Here is an 18,390-nt window from a genome sequence, read left to right as displayed (position 1 = left end):
TATTTATTAACGTCCTTCAGGATGCTTGCCAATACTCCCCATTCCTTGAGCAAAATAGACTTCTGGGCTATGCCATACTCCCGTACTTTTAAACGCCGGTTCATTATAATCTAAACTTAAATCACAATCAAAACGTGCAATAATAGAATGCCTTTTATCACCTTTTCCAGCATTTACAAAATGAGATAAACCCCAAGTAAAACCTCGTCCATCTTTAGTATCTGTAAAGGCATCTGCGGTAAATGGTGCCGCTGCCGTAGGAGTTAAAGATACGCTTGATGCTATTTTAAAATTCACTCCATCTTCTGCATATTGTATTGTTTCTCGTTCATTACCATCCTTAATAGCCAACGTTGCTATACCACCTTTATAAGGCCAATAGGTTGTTTCATGGCCAGATTGCATCACAGGGTTTAATGGATGTTTTTTGTATGGACCTAAAGGGGCTTCAGCTATTGCTAAACCATGACCAACCGCATAATTTTTCCTATTATCGGGCCATTTGTTATATGCTGCTTTATAATAGATATAAATTTTTCCGTCGTGTACAATAGGATGCGGATCATGCGTTGCTTTATGATCCCACTCACCTTCTTTACCAAATGGTATCACTTTATCACCGCCATGCGTCCATGGGCCATCAGGGGAATCTGCATAAGAAATTGAAACTGGACATAAATCTCCTCTTAGCCCACTAGGTTCATCAAAGGCTTGGTAGTATAGATAATATTTACCTTTCCAAACTAAAATATCTGGAGTTGCCACAGAACGCCATCCTGATTTTGGTTTTTCTGGTCTTGTAACCGCTGCACCTTCCTCTTTCCAAGTAATACCATCTTCACTTGTGGCATACCAGATATCGCATAAATCCCAATCGGTAGAAGGAATTTCATCTGTTGCTTCAGCTGCACGATTCCATCCTATTGGAGAAACACTGGTATGTCGTTTGGTATAATAAACATAGTATTTACCATCTACAAAAATAGGTCTAGACGGATCTCTACGAGACACTGTTCCATCTCCATTGTTGTAATCAAATCCTTTTAAACGGGTATACTTAAATTGTGAAAAAAGTTCGTTGTCTTGTACTCGCGGCGTTGGATAATTAAACATACGTTCAGAAGAAGCACTTAAGGCTATGTTTGGTTTTTCTGTAGGCATTTTAAAAGGAAAAACTTTTGAAGTTTCAACCTTAGCTGGCGTTTCAACTTTAGATTCTTTTTGTGAACACGAAATGGCTGATAGCCCCAAAAACAATAAGGTGATTTTTTTAATTTTATTTAGTAGCATTATCCTTGATTTTATACTGTTTATTTTGAACTTATCTTTTTATGGGATGGTAACGAAACCAATCTACCTGGAAACTAGAATTTGTAATTTGATCTTCTCTAATAGGCATTTTTCCATAGGTAAAAAACAAACTGCCTACATAGCAATACTCCTTTCATCTTAATCTATTCTTGCCAATATTTATAAATTTCTTTTAACTGCTTGTATGCTTCCTTTTTCTTTCTGCGTGCATCTACAATGCCCCACTCTCTAAAACCTGAAGGCGGTGTCCCCTTATAATTACTTCTATAATCATTATAACTCCATAGTGAAACTCCTGTTACGTATGGATATGTCTTCAATTCTTTTAAATAGCCAACCAACTCATCGCTTAATCTACCATGCGGTGCGGCTCCTATTTGACCTATGCCTATTTCTGAAACAAAAATGGGTTTTCCAGCGAATTTCTCATGTGTTTTTTTAACTAAAACAGGTGCATTACCGTAACTATTCATTGATATAAAATCAACTTTATCATAAGGCTCCGTGCCTATTTCGCCTTTTCTGTAAGAGGTAATACTTACATAGGTTTTTAAACGTGTACTGTCTAAGATAGCAACGTAATCTAGCATAGAATCTACATAGGCATATTGCGCTTTGGTTAATGCTTTATCACTCCAATCATCCCCTTGGTTTCTCAACTCATTTCCTACACTCCAGGCCACAACAGATGGATTATTAAAATCTCTTTCAATCATTTCTTTCATCCATTTTTTTGTTAGCGGATTGTTGGGAAACGCTTGTTCATCATCATCTCCCCAAACAGGAATTTCTTCAACAACCAAAAAACCAATACTATCACAGATTCTTAATAAATTTTCGGATAATGGCGCATGCATTAATCTTGAAAAATTGCATCCTAAAGATTTAAGATCGAGCATATCTTGTTTTACTAAATGGTAAGGCTCTGTATTACCAAAATCTGGATGATCGTGTACGCGGTTTACACCATTCATTCGAACGGCTTCATTATTTAAATAAAATTGCTCTCCTTTTACTTCAAACTTTCTGATTCCAATTTTATTCGTTTTTTCATCTATAACCTTGCCGTCAATTGCTAACGTGCTATTAAACTCATAGAGATTTGGCGTATTAAAATGCCAAAGTTTAACCTTAGATAATTCTTCTGTAAATTTTAAAACAGTCACTTTAGTTTCTCCTGCATTTATATTAACAGAAATTGCTTCCGGCTTTGCTATTCTAACAATATTAGATTGTACTTCAGTTGTTATCGCCTTATTACTATTATTTTCTATTTTATATTTAACAGTAAATTGTACTTCATTAGTTTCAAAATTTGGCGTAGAGGTTATGTGCTGATATACTAATCGAACATCTTCATGAGCTTCTACCGAAACACTTCTACTAATACCACCCCAAGCCCACCAAGCGCCACGTTTATATGTATTATCCGCTTCTACAAGTAAAGTATTAGATTCTTCTACATTTATAAAGTCGCTTATATTAAACTCAAACGGCGTATACCCACCAACATGCTCGCCGAGTAAAGTACCATTTAGCCAGACTTTAGAGCGCTCGTAAACGGCATCAAATTTTATACGTATTTGTTTACCATCCCAATTTTCAGGCACATTAAATGTTCTTTGATAATAGCCTTTACCTACATATTCTGAATAGCGTTCTCGGGTATCCCAATTTCCGGGAACTTGTAAGGTATCCCATTCGAAATACGATGCTTCAATAAGATTTTTAGTTTGTATGTTATTAGAAGCCAAAAACTGCCAAGTACCATTTAATGAAATTACTTTTTTATAATCGCCATATTCAACACTATCGTTATCCTTGCAGGAAAACATTAGTAAACTGAAAGTAAAAACAAAAAGAATGGATTTTGGCATCATGGTTTCTTATTCTTTCGTGATTTTTAATGGAATTTGAATATTAAATGAATATCTAACATTATTAACATCAATAGAATCCGCAGCGCATAACAAGGCTATCGGCTCACCGTTTTCCATAAATACTTGCGGACGCTCTAAGTGTTCAAATTTGGTTGTTTTACCATCTTCCCAAACCACTGTTCTGTCTGAGATTTCAAAATACTTTCCTTGATCCCACTTAATGCCATCTTCAGAATCATAATGTACTAATGAGAAAAGACGTTTTTTTCCTTCATGTTTAATTCGCTTTACAACAGCTCTATATTTCCCGTCTTGATACCAGATATAAGGATCTTCCGCAGGAAATGTTTCACCTTCAAACGTAAAAATCGGGTCTGGGTATTTTTTAAATGGACCAACAGGCGAATCTGCAATGGCCACCATATGTACTACAGGACCGCCATTAGGCAGCTTACGCTTTTTTCCAACCGCTTTATAAACCATCAATATTTTACCATCTGCCATTTGGCAAACCGATGGATTTGAAGTCATTAACGCATCGTGAGCATTTTGGTCTTCTGAAATATCTAAAACCGGTTTATCAAATCGTTTCCAAGGCCCGTTTGGTGTATCTGCAACGGCTACACCAATGCGCTGATTATTTCTATGTACCCAATTAATTCTTGCTTTACCTGGTACACTTACAATTTCTTTATCGCCCGTATTTCCCATATAATACAGATAGTACTTTCCGTTAAATTTATGTACGGTTGGATTGTGTGTTGTGGAACCATCCCAAAATTGAGCACCACGGTCTGGCAAGGCATCATCTTTATGCATAAAAGGGCCAAATGGCGATTTTGAAACCGCATGAGAGATAATAGAATAATTTACCCATTCCCAACCAATATTTTTTGGCCATTGTGAATAAAACATATGGTATAAGCCGTCTTCACCCTTAACCAAAGAACCTCCCCAAATACTCATCGTATCGTTAACAAAAACAGATTTAGGGGATGCTTTCCCTAACTCTATTTTGTAGTTCTCAATTTTAACACTTGACGGTTGGTGTAGTGCTTTTTTACTTTTTTTATCTGTACAACCTATTAAGGTTAAAATTAAAAACACTATTGAAATTTGATGTTTCATATTATTTAATTTGGTTTGTTGTTGCTTTTACTATTTGAGACCAGTTACTTTCTTTTCTATCAGAATTTCTTTTTATTTTAAAAAATATTTCCTTTTCTCCATTTAAATCGATGGACAGCATGCCTCGCACGTTTGTTACAAATTCTTTATCTAAATTATCACTTGAAGCTCCATATTGAACCGTGTAATCACCATCGTTAAAATCGCTAGAATAACCAATCACTAATTTTCTATCAGCAATAAAAGCATCCCAAATAATTGGCGGTAATTCGTTTCCGTTAGGTTTTATTTCTACTGTTTTTGAAGGCTTACTGATCCCTTTATCATTAACCGCATAAAGTTTGAAACTATATACTTTTTTATTGATTAAACTATCTATTTCTATAAGGTTCGTAATGGTTCTGTATGAACTTAGCTGTTTCCCTGCTGCATTGGTATACGTTACAAAATATTCAGTAGCATTTGGAACAGCATCAAAAAGAATTCTTACTGCATTGTTACCTGATATTATTTGAGATATTTCGGGTGTAATTGCCTTTTGAAAAGAAATGGTTTTATCAAACCTTGAATACCCCGTTGGAGTTATTAAACTTATGGTGAAGTCTAAAATATCTTCAGGTAATTCTCCCCAAGAAATAGCACTTTTCCATGCACCATCTTCTGGAGTTAAATTAGGTAAATCGTGCGATTGCTTTAAAACAGTTTCTCCTTTTGAATTTTTAAATTGATATTCCAATTTATAATTGCGCATACTATGACTAGGATAATCTCCTGCATCTTTAATAGGCATCACTATATTAGCCGTATTTGTCCCAAAATCGATGTTTGAAACTTGAATATCTAAAACAGTCGCATGCTCTTTTTTTATACGATTAAACAAACGTCTTTTTTGGCGCCAAGAACTAATAATACCCCAAACTCTGTTTTCTTCTGCCGTTGTTGCTGCATAACCACTGCGATAATCGTTAAAGGTCCACATGGAAGTCCCTACAACAAATTCATTTTTATGTCTGAAATGATTGGTCCATTCTGAGAATATTTCTTTATCACCATCTAGCGCTGTTGACGGAAAAGGATCAAACCCAAATTCTGAAATAAATATGGGTTTATCTGGCCATTTTGTTCTTAGGCTATTCAAAATATCTTGTGGTTCCCCTTGCCAACGATACATATTGTGCATAATGATATCGACATAGGTATTCGGGTCGGTTTCAGGTGTGTATTCTTCCTTTTGTCCAGAATTACTGACACATGTTATTAACCTATAAGGATCCAATTCTGTTTTGATATAATCCATGGCTTCAATAACATATGCTTTGTGATTATTTAATTCATTACCAACACTCCAACCTATAATACTTGGGTGATTAATATCACGTTCAATCATACCCTTTAACCAATATTTAGAAAGCGCATAATTTTTTTCAGAAATGTCAATATTGTGTTTATCTGTAAGCTTTACATAAGGTTCGTCTAACATTAAAACTTCTTCATCTTCACTATTAATATTGATTGGTTTTTTGTTTTTAAGTTTAGAAACCGGATAATAATTTGCTCTAAATTCATCATTATCTAAATCTCGAACATTAATTTCTTCAAATAATAAAATGCCCTTTGTATCGCACAATTCAATGAGTTTTTCATTTTGAGTACCATGCATAATTCGCATAAAATTGGCACCTGCTTCCTTCATTAAATCTACATCTTTTTCTAAAACCTCTAAAGGCTCAGACGATCCCCAAAAACGATGTTCGCTCACTCTATTGAATCCTGCCAATCGCACAGCTTCACCATTTAATAACATTTTAGAATCGGTAAGCTCTACTTTTCTAATTCCGAAATTATCTTTTCTTTCATTCAGAATAACATTATTTTCAGAAATGCTAGTCAATATTTGATATAACTTCGGGTTATCGAAATGCCATAATTCTACATCTTCAGCTTTTAAATTAGTTTCTAAAAATAAATCTGCTGTACTGTTTGCTTCAATTTCTATAGCACCTTGTAAAGTCTCAATTGTAACCTTATTAATTATTTTAGAACGGACTGTAATCTTTCTTTTTTCCGAAGAATTATTTTTAATTTTTACTTTTAATTTTATTTGCGCGGTTCCCATTTTTAAGTCGGGATCGGCATGAATATATTGATAATCTATACGAACATCTTTATTTTGTGAAAGCGTAACATCTCTAATAATACCACCCCAATTCCAGGTTGCGCCAACTATAGAACTATTATCGGCCTGAACTGCAATTACATTTTCTCCTTTGAAGTTTAGCGCATTAGTTACATCAAATTCGAAAGGTGTAAAACCACCTCTATTTTTACCAATAAACTGCCCATTGAGATATACTTTTGATAGATGATACACGCCATCAAATTTTAAATAATATCTATCATCTGAAGCTTTTGCCCAAGATTTAGGAAGGGTAATACTTTTACGATACCAGCCTTTTCCCGTATAGTTTGAATACGCATTGTTCATTCCCCAATGCCCCGGAACCGATAAATCGTCCCAATCGGAATCATCAAAATCTGATAAAAAAACTTGGTTTGGTTCTTCTTTAGCTTTTAAGTATTTCTCTTTAGCTACAGGCCTAAACATAACAGCATCGGCGGCAACACTTCCACTAACAATAGCTGTTAACTCTACATAATTTTTATCTGTACGATAAAAATCAAAAATCCCTAAACTAATCCATTCGTTACAAAATGTTCTTTGGCTAATGTATTTTGTGGTTGTGCCTTGAGCATGTTTAATATTGTACTGCGCCGTTAAATGCGACGCGAACGGAAACTTAGTAAATGCCTCATAATATCCTGAAGCTTCTAAATTTGGATAAAACCTAAAATAAGAATCATCGTCTTTCTGTCCTCCTTTTAAATTGGTTATTGAATAATTGTGCTGCGCATAATCGGTTTTATAAAATCCTGAATTTCTAGCTGCAGTCTTTTTAGTTTCCCATTTACCATGTGCTTCCACATTAGCATCGGTATTATCAATAATGATATCATTTTCAGTTTCTACAATATTTAAATAATTAGAACCTTCGCCATAAATGGTATGGAATTTCCAATCGCCATTTAAAGTTATCTTATTTACTTCAACTAAATCATCCGTTTTAACAACGGAATTTCCGCAACCAATCAAAATTAATGTTGTTAAAACAAACGAGAAATGATATTTTATATAATAATTTTTCATACTTAATGATGTGTTTCCTTATTAGGAAATTAAAATTTCAAAAATCGATACAGGCACATGTGCTAGTGATTTTTCGGTTTCAATAACAATCCCTTTTGTTTTGTATTTTTCTTTGAATCCCCAAGTATTTATAGTTTGATGATTATCTTCTTTCTCAAAAAGAACAGTGCCATTTAAATCTTTAATTTTATAATTACCTAAGCAAAAAGGAACGATATCTTCTGGGTGTCCCATAAGTGTAGATTCCATTGGGTGATCGTAATCTGAATCCAAAAACAACTTAATTTCAGACAGTTCTTGTTCAGAATCCCATTCAATTTTTAAAGTTGGCTTTTCATCATTTATATCTGCAATCCATGCATTTACTGCCTTTCCTGGTCGCACAAATCCGTTGCATAAATTTTCAACTTCAAAAGCTTCAATAGCAGGTGAAATTTCCATTGCAATATTTTTCCCTTCTGGCCTTCTGTGTGGTGTCCAAAATTCGAAGGTATCTACTCCAATATTATCAGGCGGTGTTTGTTTTCCGTTATTTGAAACAGCTTTATTAACGCCATTAAACACAGAAAGTACTCCTGTAAATCTATTATCACTCGTTTTAATACTGATTTTATCATTAGACAAAAATGTGATAAATACGTATTGATTATTCTCTAAGGTATTAGAAAATTCAACATCTATATATTGTTCTCCTTGTTCTAAATTGAATAATTGAGATTCTAAAATAACTTCTGGTGTATAGTTTTCAGATTTAATAGAAGTTCTCAATTCTACTTTTAATTCTGTTTTTTCTTCAGCCTTAACTAAAACTCGAACTTTATAATTTTTATTGGCTTTTAACGGCAACATTTGTGCTGCTGAAATTGATAAATTAAACCAATTTCCATTAAAAGGTATTTCTGAAATACTTAATGTTGAAGAACTTGTTAGTTTTGCTTGATTTACTAAATTACTAGCAGATTGAATAGGAACATTTGGTATGCTTTGCCCTATTTTATTCAATTCATTCTGAAGAATTTTAATTTCGCCATTCTCTAAAACCTCTGCTGGTTTTAAGTTTTTAGAGATACACATAGACGCTGCCATACCTACGGCTTGGGCGCAAAACCCAGTAGTTGCCATAACTCGAGTAGAACCGAATGCAACATGCGTTGCGCTTATAATACGGCCAGCTAAAAATAAATTATCAATGTCTTTGCTCACGAAAGAACGATAAGGAATATCGTAAATACCTTTAGAGTGCCATTGTGTGCAACCCGAAAGTTCGCTATAAACGCCATCTGCTGGATGTAAATCAATTGCCCAACCTCCAAATGCAATAGCATCATCAAATTTGCGTTGCTCTATAACATCTTGCTGCGTCATCATATACAAGCCTTCAAAACGACGACTTTCTCTTTTTCCAGGAACAGTTGCTACCCATTCCAAAGTCATATTTTCAACACCTTCAAATGTTCCGGAGTTTTTAATATAATCCCAAACGCCGTAAATCACTTTCCAAAGTTCGTATTTAATTTCTTCGGTTTCATGAATGGTATCATGTCTGCCACCATATTCAAACCACCAAAAACGACAACCTTTATCATCTTTACCAATGGCTTTATATCGCGGGATCGTTGTAATATCTTTTAAAGCATATGCAGGCGGAATATATTTTACAGGCTTTTCGGTCTCTTTACTGTAAAAATACATAGAGTGACCAAGTAACTCCCCATAAGATTTCTCGGGTGCAAAGGCCTCTCCAAATTCCTCTTTAGTTTCTGCTCCCATTCTAAAAGCAGCACCTGCTTTAAAAGCTACGATTCCATCTCCGGAAGCATCGCAAAACAAAGGTGCATTAATAATATATTCCGTTGAATTTTGAGAGTTGAACGCTTTTACAGATTCTATTTTATGGTCTCCAGATTTAGCAACATCGTAAACCGAAGTATTTAAAAGCAACGTAATATTAGGCTCTGCAAGTACTTTTTCTAACAAAACGGTATCAAAAATAACAGCATTCCCTTCACGGTTTCTATATAAATTTTCTACTAGAATTTCATCCATTACACCACCCTCACGTGCCCAACGATTATTGTTTCCCATGTGAGACGTTGCGCCTAAAATCCATAAGCGTACTTCTGATGATGCATTACCACCTAAAACCGGACGATCTTGCACTAAAATAGTTTTGGTGCCTTTTCTTGCTGCTGTTATAGCCGCACAAACACCTGCGGTTCCGCCGCCAACAATTACAAAATCTGTATCAATAGTTACTGATTTACAACCTCTAACATTTTTATTGAATGTTTCTAAAATCATCTGTTATGTACTTTTTAAATCTATTTTTTTGTTTTCCTGATAATGTATAATCCTAAAACAAGCACCAAAACACCCATGCCTCCAACTAAAAGTTGAGCCGACTCACCTATAAAGGATAGTATTAAAATTAATAAGCCCGTTAACGCTACACCAATACCAATAACTCTTGTTCCTTTATTATTGCTACCATCTTCGGCTTCTTGAGGTTCTGCCACTTTTAATAATCTTTTATCCTCGTATACATCATAAGCTGAAGTACTACTATTTGAATATTTCAAGTACAATTCAATACCTAACAGCAACACAATAGGAATACCCATACCGACTCCCATTTCCATCGCTCTACCCAAGGTTAGGCCTATTAAATCTGGTACAAAAAACTTAAAAAACGCATTAATACCAAGAGAAATTACGGTAACACTTAAAACTGTTTTTCCTGTTTGAAGCTTGGAGAAAAGTGCCCATAAAGGCGGTAAAAACATAGCACCACCTGTTAAAGCAGCTAAACTCATAACAACTTCTACAATACCGCCTAAAAGTGGTACCAATAAAGCTATAATAATAGTTAAAACTCCTAATAGAATAGTTGCTATTCTTGCTGTTTTTACTAATTTTTCATCGCTAGTTTCAGGAAACAAACCTTTATAAATATCATTGATTAATACACCCGCAGAAATATTTAGTGTGGTATTAACAGAGCTAGAAGTTGCAAACACCATACCACCGAGCATTAAGCCTAACATACCAACTGGAAGCACTTCTTTACACATTAATAAGTATGCACCTTCATCGGCTAGTTCACCCAATTCAGGATTTAAAACCCGATAAATCATTGGTGGTAACATCCAAATTAATGGGCTTATCGTGTACAAAGCACCAAATAACCAACCTACTTTTTTTGCATCCTTAGGTGTTGCAACACTCGTGTAACGCTGCACATAAGCCCAGTTTCCGGCAATAAAAAATAAATTATATAATCCGAATGCGATCATGAATACCCAAGAATATTCAGAATTTGTAAACTCAAAAAATTGTTCTGGCGCTTGTGAAATAAAATTATCTACACCTCCAATTTTATCAAAAGATAAAGGCACAACAATAAGCACTGCAGCCGTTAAAACTATAAATTGTAATACATCTGTAACAATAACAGCCCACAAACCGCCAACAGCAGTATAAACTAAGATTAAAACCCCTAAAACAATAATACTTGTGGTTATTGGAATACCTGTAGAAACTTCAACAATTTTAGCAACAGGATATAAAAATGCTCCTGTAGTAAATATGGAAATTACAAGAAAAATATAGGTATATGCTTTTTGGGTAGATTTACCCAATCTGTCTGTAATAAATTCCGCAGCAGTTAGCGCCTTTGTTTTTTGCCATTTAGGCGCAATAAAAAAACCGATAATAACTCCTGCAATACACATAGTCCATTGAATGGTTACTGCCACCCAACCGCTTGAATAGGCTATAGAACCCCAAACAACAAATGTACCTGCAGAGAAAAAACTCATAAAAAGTGATAAGCCGCTCATCCACCAAGGAAGAGCGCCACCAGCTGCAAAATAAGATTTCATATTTTTTCCTGCCTTAGAGAAACTCATCCCGCAAATAAAAACGAGAAGTGTGAATACAAGAATTACCGCTATGTCTATTGACCCCATTGGCTATTGATTATAATTAGTTGTTTTTTATTCATTTTTTATAGGGTAAAATCTAAAATAGTCTACTTCGAGAGTAGAATTTGTAACCTCTTCTTCTACAAATTTTTGATTTTTGTAGGGATTAAATAAATTACCAATATACCAAAACATCGGGGTAGCGCAGGCTTTAGGAATAGAGCCAATAGTTGGTTTTTTATTATCAAAAATAATACGTCTACCTAATTTTAACCATTCATGATCTATAACTTCCCATAATTGCAAGTATTCCGGATGATACTCTAGACCTAGCCGCTTCCATTCATGAAAACCTTCCGTTACTTTTTTAATCATAACAGCTTTTTCATATCCTAATTTTCTACCATTAACGTCATTTACTTTTACGGATTTTTTTAATTCAGAAACTTTTAATCTAGCAGGAGCATCAGAACTCCATCGCACTGTAGGCGTATTTTCAAATTCCATCATATCAATTTCTAACCAATTTCCACCAGTCTTTAAACATTCTTTAGTTGCATCTGTTTGTCCATTACATTGCCCACTCCAAATACTCGGATGCCAAACTGTTTGTTGGGAATTAACAATGCCAGACACCTTAAACTTGGTGTCAATAAAGCCGAAATGCGTTTGCATCTTTGCAACTATGCCACCAGCTTTTTTTTCTTTTTTCCAACCATAACATACTAAATTTCCATTCACTTTCCTTACGAAATTTTCTCCTGTAGCAATTCCGTTAGGTTTGGTTTGTCGGTAATTCCATTTACTTAAATCTACTTTGCCATTTCCATCAAACTCATCAGAAACTCTTACATCTATTTTATCTTTATAAATTTTTCTTATTTCTTTTGGTAATTGAGCATAAGATGATGCCGTAATGAATAAAAAAAACATTAACAAACGGCTTATTTTTAATCGACAGAGATTAATCATTTCAGGTATCATAAAATATAATGTGCTTATTAACTAACTAAAGATTTTAGACTAAACTAATTTAAAAACTAATTAAAAAAAGAAAAATAATTCAAAACGGCTTCGGAAACGTTTCCGGAAACCTTTTTATTTTCGGAAACGTTTCCGAAAAATGATTAATTTTGCTGAAACTTCTTCATAATGGAACACTTAACTATTAAAGACATTGCTCAAAAATTAAACGTGTCGGTCTCTACAGTCTCAAGAGCCTTTAACGATAAGTATGATATTAAAAAGGAAACTAGAGATTTAATACTCAAAACAGCTCAAGATATGGGCTATCGACCTAATCCGATTGCTAAAAAACTACTTCAAAAGCGGTCGTTTAATATCGGTATTGTGGTCCCTGAATTTGTTAATAGTTTTTTTCCTGAGGTTATTATTGGTGCACAGGATATTCTATTGGAAAAAGGCTACCAAGTACTCATCATGCAATCGAATAATTCATGGAAAACAGAACTCAAAAATGTGGAAACCTTAGTAGACAATATGGTTGATGGTTTGATTATTTCATTAACATCAGAATCTGAAAACTTAGATTATTACAAAAAACTGATAAGTACAAAAATGCCAATGGTCTTTTTTAACCGCATAGTAGACGAGCTACCTGTTTCCAAAGTATTGTTTGACGATTACAAGTGGGCCTTATTTGCTACAGAGCATTTAATTGTTCAAGAGTATAAAGATATTTTGCATTTAACAGGAAATAAAAGTTTGTCACTCACAAAAAATCGCATAAAAGGTTTTGAAGCCGCACATAAAAAATATAGATTACCAATGGGGTCGATTGTACACTGTGGATTTACTATTGAAGATGGAGAAAAAGCAACTTTAGAGCTAATAAAACAAGACAAACTTCCCAGAGCGATTTTCGCGGCAAACGATGCCCTGGCTATAGGAGCTATGCAGACCTTAAAAAAACATGGATTTAAAATCCCTGAAGATATAGCCATAGCAGGATTTACAGAATCTAGGCTTGCCGAACATACTTCACCGTCAATCACATCTGTTAAACAACCAACAAATGATATTGGGCAAACCGCTGCAAAACTATTGCTAGAACAAATTGAAAATGATGGTTTGTTCGTACCACAAACCATAGTTTTAAACGGACGCTTAAATATTAGAGAATCTTCAATCAATGTTAATTAGATTTCTTCCAACTAAAACCAAAAACCTATAAATCAAAACCATAACATCACTTTACTTTTTTTTTATTTTTAAAATAAACCATATATGATAGTATTATAAATATCTCTTGCACACTATAATGCAATGAATTGATAATTTTATTTTTCAGTAAAACCAAGCTTCAACTAGCTTTTTGATTTAAGTGAAATTTGTCTTGAAAATATTTATATATGAAAAAGAACATATTAGTTCTAGCGTTATATTTTGGATGCATTATTAGTGCATTTGCTCAAATGAATATCTTGTTTATTGAGTCTGACGACCAAAGTAATCAAGTTGTTGGGGCCTATGGAAACAGTGCCATGGTTACTCCTAATATTGACAAACTAGCCCATGAAGGCGCATCATTTACTGCTGCCTACAATATGGGATGTTGGTCACCTGCAGTATGCATACCGAGTAGAACTATGTTGATGTATGGAAAGTACTTGTGGCAATCGCAACAAATCAATAAAAAAAATGCGCCAAAGTCTTTACCAGAAAAACTACACGATAATGGCTATTACACCTTTATTACAGGGAAATGGCATGCTATGGGCAAATCAGTCAAAACTATTTTTGATGAAACAGGAAGCATACAGCCAGGACAATTAAAAACATACAATTCTCCAGCAGGACACATTACCGATATTACCGGGAAAGAGGCTGTTAATTTTTTAAAAAACTATAATAACAGTAAGCCATTTTTTGCTTACGTCGCCTTTAACGCACCGCATGTACCGAGACAAACTTCGCAAAATTACTACGATCTATATCCTGCTAAAGATATGATACTGCCTCCCAGTGTTGTAGATAATACGCCGTTGAATAAAAATGTAAAATATCAATACGCACCAGATCCGTTGAGAAGTAAAACCATGCAGCAACGCGTGCAACAAAATAATGCTATGGTAACCCATATGGATGCGCGCATTGGGGACATTATCCAAACATTAAAGAACAAAGGATTGTATGATAATACTATTATTGTTTTCACCTCCGACCACGGGATAAATTTTGGAGAAAATGGAGTTGCAGGCAAAGTGTGTCTATACGAACCAAGTGTTACTGCTCCGTTAATTATAAAAGCTCCGGCAGCAGTTCCAAATAGTAAAATAAGCGAACGAGTATATTTACAGGATATTGCTCCTACCCTATTCGATTTGTTAAAGTTAGAAACAAATGAACCTACCGATTTTCAAAGTTTAGAACCATTACTTTCTAAAAAAGGCCATGCCAGATCTTCAATTTATTTAGCCATGTTTGATGACCAAAGAGGTGTTATTTCCGAAGACAAAAAGCTTATTGTTTACCCAAAAACAGGAGATTTAGAATTATACGATTTAAAAAATGATCCTTGGGAAACCAAAAACCTCATTAATAAAAAGAGCTTGAGACCAACCATTTCCAAACTTTTAAAAGATCTAAAAACGTGGCAACTAAAAACAGCAGATAAAACCGATTTAACAGCCACTTACAATAAATACATTTAAAAGCATGAAGCACATTGTTCTACTAATATGCTTGAGTATATCAATACACATCGAGGCCAAAGACTATAATGTATTGGAGTATGGCGCAAAAGGTGATGGAATAACAAAAGATACAAAAGCCGTCCAGAAGGCGATAGATTTATGTACAAAAGAAGGTGGTGGAAAAGTTATTATTCCTTCTGGCAAAACGGTTGTTATTGGCACTATTTATTTAAAAGACTATGTTACACTTTTTATTGAAAATGGTGCAACCTTGTTAGGAAGTCCCAATTATGAAGATTACGCCACAGATACTCATAAAAATACTTATAAGAACGAAACCCACATGGATCGTTGTTTAATTTTTGCTCATGAAGCAAAATCATTTGCTATTGATGGTTACGGGAGCATTGATGGAAATGGTTACACTAAAAATTTTAACAAAAAAGAAGGTAATGGGCGGCCCATGCTCATACGCTTTCTAAATTGTAACGATATCCACTTAAAAAATATCAACCTAATAAATCCCGCGGCTTGGACTTCCGCTTGGCTATATTGCAACGAGATAGTGGTCGATGGTATTAAAATTATAAGTCGTGTAAATAATAACGGTGATGGTTTAGATTTTGATGGCTGCACTAATGTGCGCGTATCAAACTCATCGTTCGACACCAGTGACGATTCTATTTGCTTACAAACATCACGAGTAGACAAACCTTGTAAAGATATTGTAATAACTAATTGTGTTTTTACAAGTAAATGGGCAGGAATGCGCATTGGATTAGCTTCTAGAGGCGATTTTGAATCTGTTACAGTAAGTAATTGCACATTTCACGATATACAAGATTCGGGTTTAAAAATTCAAATGAATGAAGGCGGTGAAATGGAAAATATGGTTTTCAATAATTTAATTATGAAAAACGTACCACGCCCTATATTTATGACCTTTTGCCAACAACGAGCAGGCGTTGATGCGCCACAAGACATGCTACCCATGAAAGCCATGCACGGTTTTATTTTTAGTAATATTATTGCAGATAATAGTGCATTAGATAAAAATTCAGCCATTTTTATTACAGGTCTGCCCAAGCATTATATCACAGATATTCAATTAAATAATATTCAATTTAAGGTCTCTGGTGGAGGCACTAAAGAAGATGCTAATAAAACAAATTTAAAAGAATACACGCTAGAAACTTTAGGTTATTGGTGGCCCGAATTCAGTAAAGTAGGAACACTTCCTGCTTCCGGAATTTATGCGAGACATGTAAATGGGCTAAGCATTAATAATTTCAACTTACAAACGCAAAACAAAGACCGAAGACAACCCATCGTTTTTTCGGATGTTTTAAACTCCAGTGTACAAAATATTTTTTTGAACAGAAAACCAACTAATTCAACCGAGCTAAAATCAAATTAAATGAAATTAAAGTTATTATCTATTTTACTGTTATTCTGTTTTACTTCAATTTTAAAAGCACAACAACCAAATATTGTTTGGATTACCTCCGAAGATAATTCTAAGCATTACATGAAACTGTTTGACGAACATGGTATTGAAACACCAAACATTGAAACTTTAGCAAAAGATGGTATTCTTTTTAACAATGCTTTTTCTAATGCAGCCGTTTGTAGTGCTGCTAGATCAACATTAATAACTTCTAGTTATGGTCCGCGATTAGCAACACATTATCATAGAGCCGAAGGAAAAGTAACCCTGCCAGACAACCAATATATGTTTCCAGCATATTTAAAAAAAGCCGGATACTATACCGCCAATAACGCCAAAGAAGATTATAATATTTATAAAGCAGATGATGTTTGGGATGATTCATCGAAAAAAGCAACATGGAAAAATAGAAAAGTTGGCCAACCCTTTTTCTATGTTTATAACATAGGTACAACACACGAGGGCACTTTGCATTTTACTGAAGAAACAATGAATAACTCCAAAACAAAAACGGATGTAAATTCGGTATTTGTTCAACCAAATCACCCAAAAACCGAGCTATTTAAATATACAAACGCCTATTATCGCGATAAAATACAAGCTATGGATACCGAAGTTGGAGCTGTGGTAAATAAACTGAAAGATGATGGTCTTTTAGAGAACACCATTATATTTTATTTTGGAGATCACGGTGGTGTTTTACCATACAGCAAAGGCTATTTAACCGAAACTGGCCTACAAGTGCCTTTAGTTATTTATGTTCCGGAAACCTATAAAGACCTAAGTATTTTTGACGCAGGCAGCAAAACAGACGCTTTTGTAAGCTTTGTTGATTTTGGAGCTACGGTTTTAAATATCGCAGGTATAGACGTTCCTAAATCCATGGATGGCAAGCCTTTCTTGGGTAAAAACATCAAAAAAAATGCTATTGAAAATAGAGATAAAACCTTTGGCTATGCTGATAGGTTTGATGAAAAGTACGATATGGTTAGAAGTTACAGAAAAGGCAATCTAAAATACATTCGAAATTTTCAACCTTTTAATATAGATGGCTTAATGAATGCCTACCGATACAAACAAATGGCGTATAATGAATGGTTTGAACTTTACAAACAAGGAAAATTAAATAATATTCAATCTCAATTTTTTGAACCTAAGGCTACCGAAGCATTGTACGATATTCAAAAAGATCCTTTTGAAACTAACAATTTAGCTGATAAAGATGAGTATCAAACTGAATTAAAAACCATGCGTAAAAATCTAATTTCATGGATGGAATGCCAACCTGATTTATCATTTTACCCTGAGTTTTATTTGCTTGAAAATGCTATTCAAAATCCAGTTGAGTTCGGTAATGTTCACAAAAAAGATATTAAAAACTATTTAAACATATCAAATTTAGCCTTGTTAGATTATGATAAAGCTTCATCTAAAATTTCAAAAAATTTAACATCCAATGATCCTTGGGAACGTTATTGGGCATTAATTGTTTGTACTAGTTTTGGAGAAAAAGCCAAAGGTTTTTTACCTCACATAGAAAAAATAATGGCTACCGATGCACAATTACTTAATAAAATGAGAGCTGCAGAATATATAGGGATTAACGGCATAAGAGATACATCTAAAGATATGATTGCTATTTTAAATCAGTCTAAAAGTGAAACCGAAGCTTTGTTAATTTTAAATGCGATGGCTTTACAAAAAGATTTTTATCAAGAATACAATTTCCAAATAGATTTAAGTAAAATAAACAAAAAGGTTAGCGAAAACAAACTCATCTCACAAAGAATTAAGTATTTAAATTCTAAATAAGTAAAACAAGAAACCAACTAAAATAAAC

General features: G+C 34.1%; 11 protein-coding genes. 4 read left to right on the top strand and 7 right to left on the bottom strand.

Going from position 1 to position 18,390, the window contains the following annotated elements:
- Positions 1 to 6: 6 nt before the first annotated feature.
- The 7 genes from ACJJV4_RS14310 to ACJJV4_RS14280 all read right to left on the bottom strand — a co-directional run bounded on the left by ACJJV4_RS14310 (position 7) and on the right by ACJJV4_RS14280 (position 12,380).
- Positions 7 to 1,290: a glycoside hydrolase family 117 protein gene (locus ACJJV4_RS14310; protein WP_405295617.1), complete on the bottom strand. Its 1,284-nt coding sequence runs from the start codon at positions 1,288 to 1,290 to the stop codon at positions 7 to 9.
- 164 nt (positions 1,291 to 1,454) lie between these two features.
- Positions 1,455 to 3,191: a glycoside hydrolase family 2 protein gene (locus ACJJV4_RS14305; protein WP_405295615.1), complete on the bottom strand. Its 1,737-nt coding sequence runs from the start codon at positions 3,189 to 3,191 to the stop codon at positions 1,455 to 1,457.
- A 6-nt stretch (positions 3,192 to 3,197) separates the two neighbouring features.
- Positions 3,198 to 4,319: a glycoside hydrolase family protein gene (locus ACJJV4_RS14300; protein WP_405295613.1), complete on the bottom strand. Its 1,122-nt coding sequence runs from the start codon at positions 4,317 to 4,319 to the stop codon at positions 3,198 to 3,200.
- Between the two features lies 1 nt (position 4,320).
- Positions 4,321 to 7,524, bottom strand: a complete 3,204-nt coding sequence (locus ACJJV4_RS14295; protein WP_405295611.1) for a glycoside hydrolase family 2 TIM barrel-domain containing protein — start codon at positions 7,522 to 7,524, stop codon at positions 4,321 to 4,323.
- Between the two features lie 21 nt (positions 7,525 to 7,545).
- Positions 7,546 to 9,825, bottom strand: coding sequence for an FAD-dependent oxidoreductase (locus ACJJV4_RS14290; RefSeq protein ID WP_405295609.1), 2,280 nt, complete (start codon positions 9,823 to 9,825; stop codon positions 7,546 to 7,548).
- A gap of 20 nt (positions 9,826 to 9,845) precedes the next feature.
- On the bottom strand, positions 9,846 to 11,492 hold the full coding sequence (locus ACJJV4_RS14285; RefSeq protein WP_405295607.1) for a sodium:solute symporter family protein: 1,647 nt from the start codon (positions 11,490 to 11,492) through the stop codon (positions 9,846 to 9,848).
- 27 nt (positions 11,493 to 11,519) lie between these two features.
- Positions 11,520 to 12,380: a hypothetical protein gene (locus tag ACJJV4_RS14280; protein WP_405295605.1), complete on the bottom strand. Its 861-nt coding sequence runs from the start codon at positions 12,378 to 12,380 to the stop codon at positions 11,520 to 11,522.
- A gap of 219 nt (positions 12,381 to 12,599) precedes the next feature.
- Here ACJJV4_RS14280 and ACJJV4_RS14275 point away from each other — a divergent pair, with 219 nt between their 5' ends.
- The 4 genes from ACJJV4_RS14275 (at position 12,600) to ACJJV4_RS14260 (ending at position 18,362) form a co-directional block, all read left to right on the top strand.
- Positions 12,600 to 13,610 (top strand): LacI family DNA-binding transcriptional regulator, encoded by a 1,011-nt coding sequence (locus tag ACJJV4_RS14275; protein ID WP_405295603.1) that lies wholly within the window; start codon positions 12,600 to 12,602, stop codon positions 13,608 to 13,610.
- A 209-nt stretch (positions 13,611 to 13,819) separates the two neighbouring features.
- On the top strand, positions 13,820 to 15,121 hold the full coding sequence (locus ACJJV4_RS14270) for a sulfatase-like hydrolase/transferase (protein WP_405295601.1): 1,302 nt from the start codon (positions 13,820 to 13,822) through the stop codon (positions 15,119 to 15,121).
- A gap of 4 nt (positions 15,122 to 15,125) precedes the next feature.
- Positions 15,126 to 16,520 (top strand): glycoside hydrolase family 28 protein, encoded by a 1,395-nt coding sequence (locus tag ACJJV4_RS14265; protein WP_405295599.1) that lies wholly within the window; start codon positions 15,126 to 15,128, stop codon positions 16,518 to 16,520.
- Entirely contained in the window at positions 16,521 to 18,362 is a 1,842-nt protein-coding gene (locus ACJJV4_RS14260; RefSeq protein WP_405295597.1) for a sulfatase, read from the top strand.
- Positions 18,363 to 18,390 lie beyond the last annotated feature (28 nt).

The sequence above is a fragment of the Algibacter sp. Ld11 genome, assembly GCF_045066735.1.
Classification (GTDB): Bacteria; Bacteroidota; Bacteroidia; order Flavobacteriales; family Flavobacteriaceae; genus Algibacter.
This window is presented reverse-complemented; position numbering and strand designations above follow the sequence as displayed.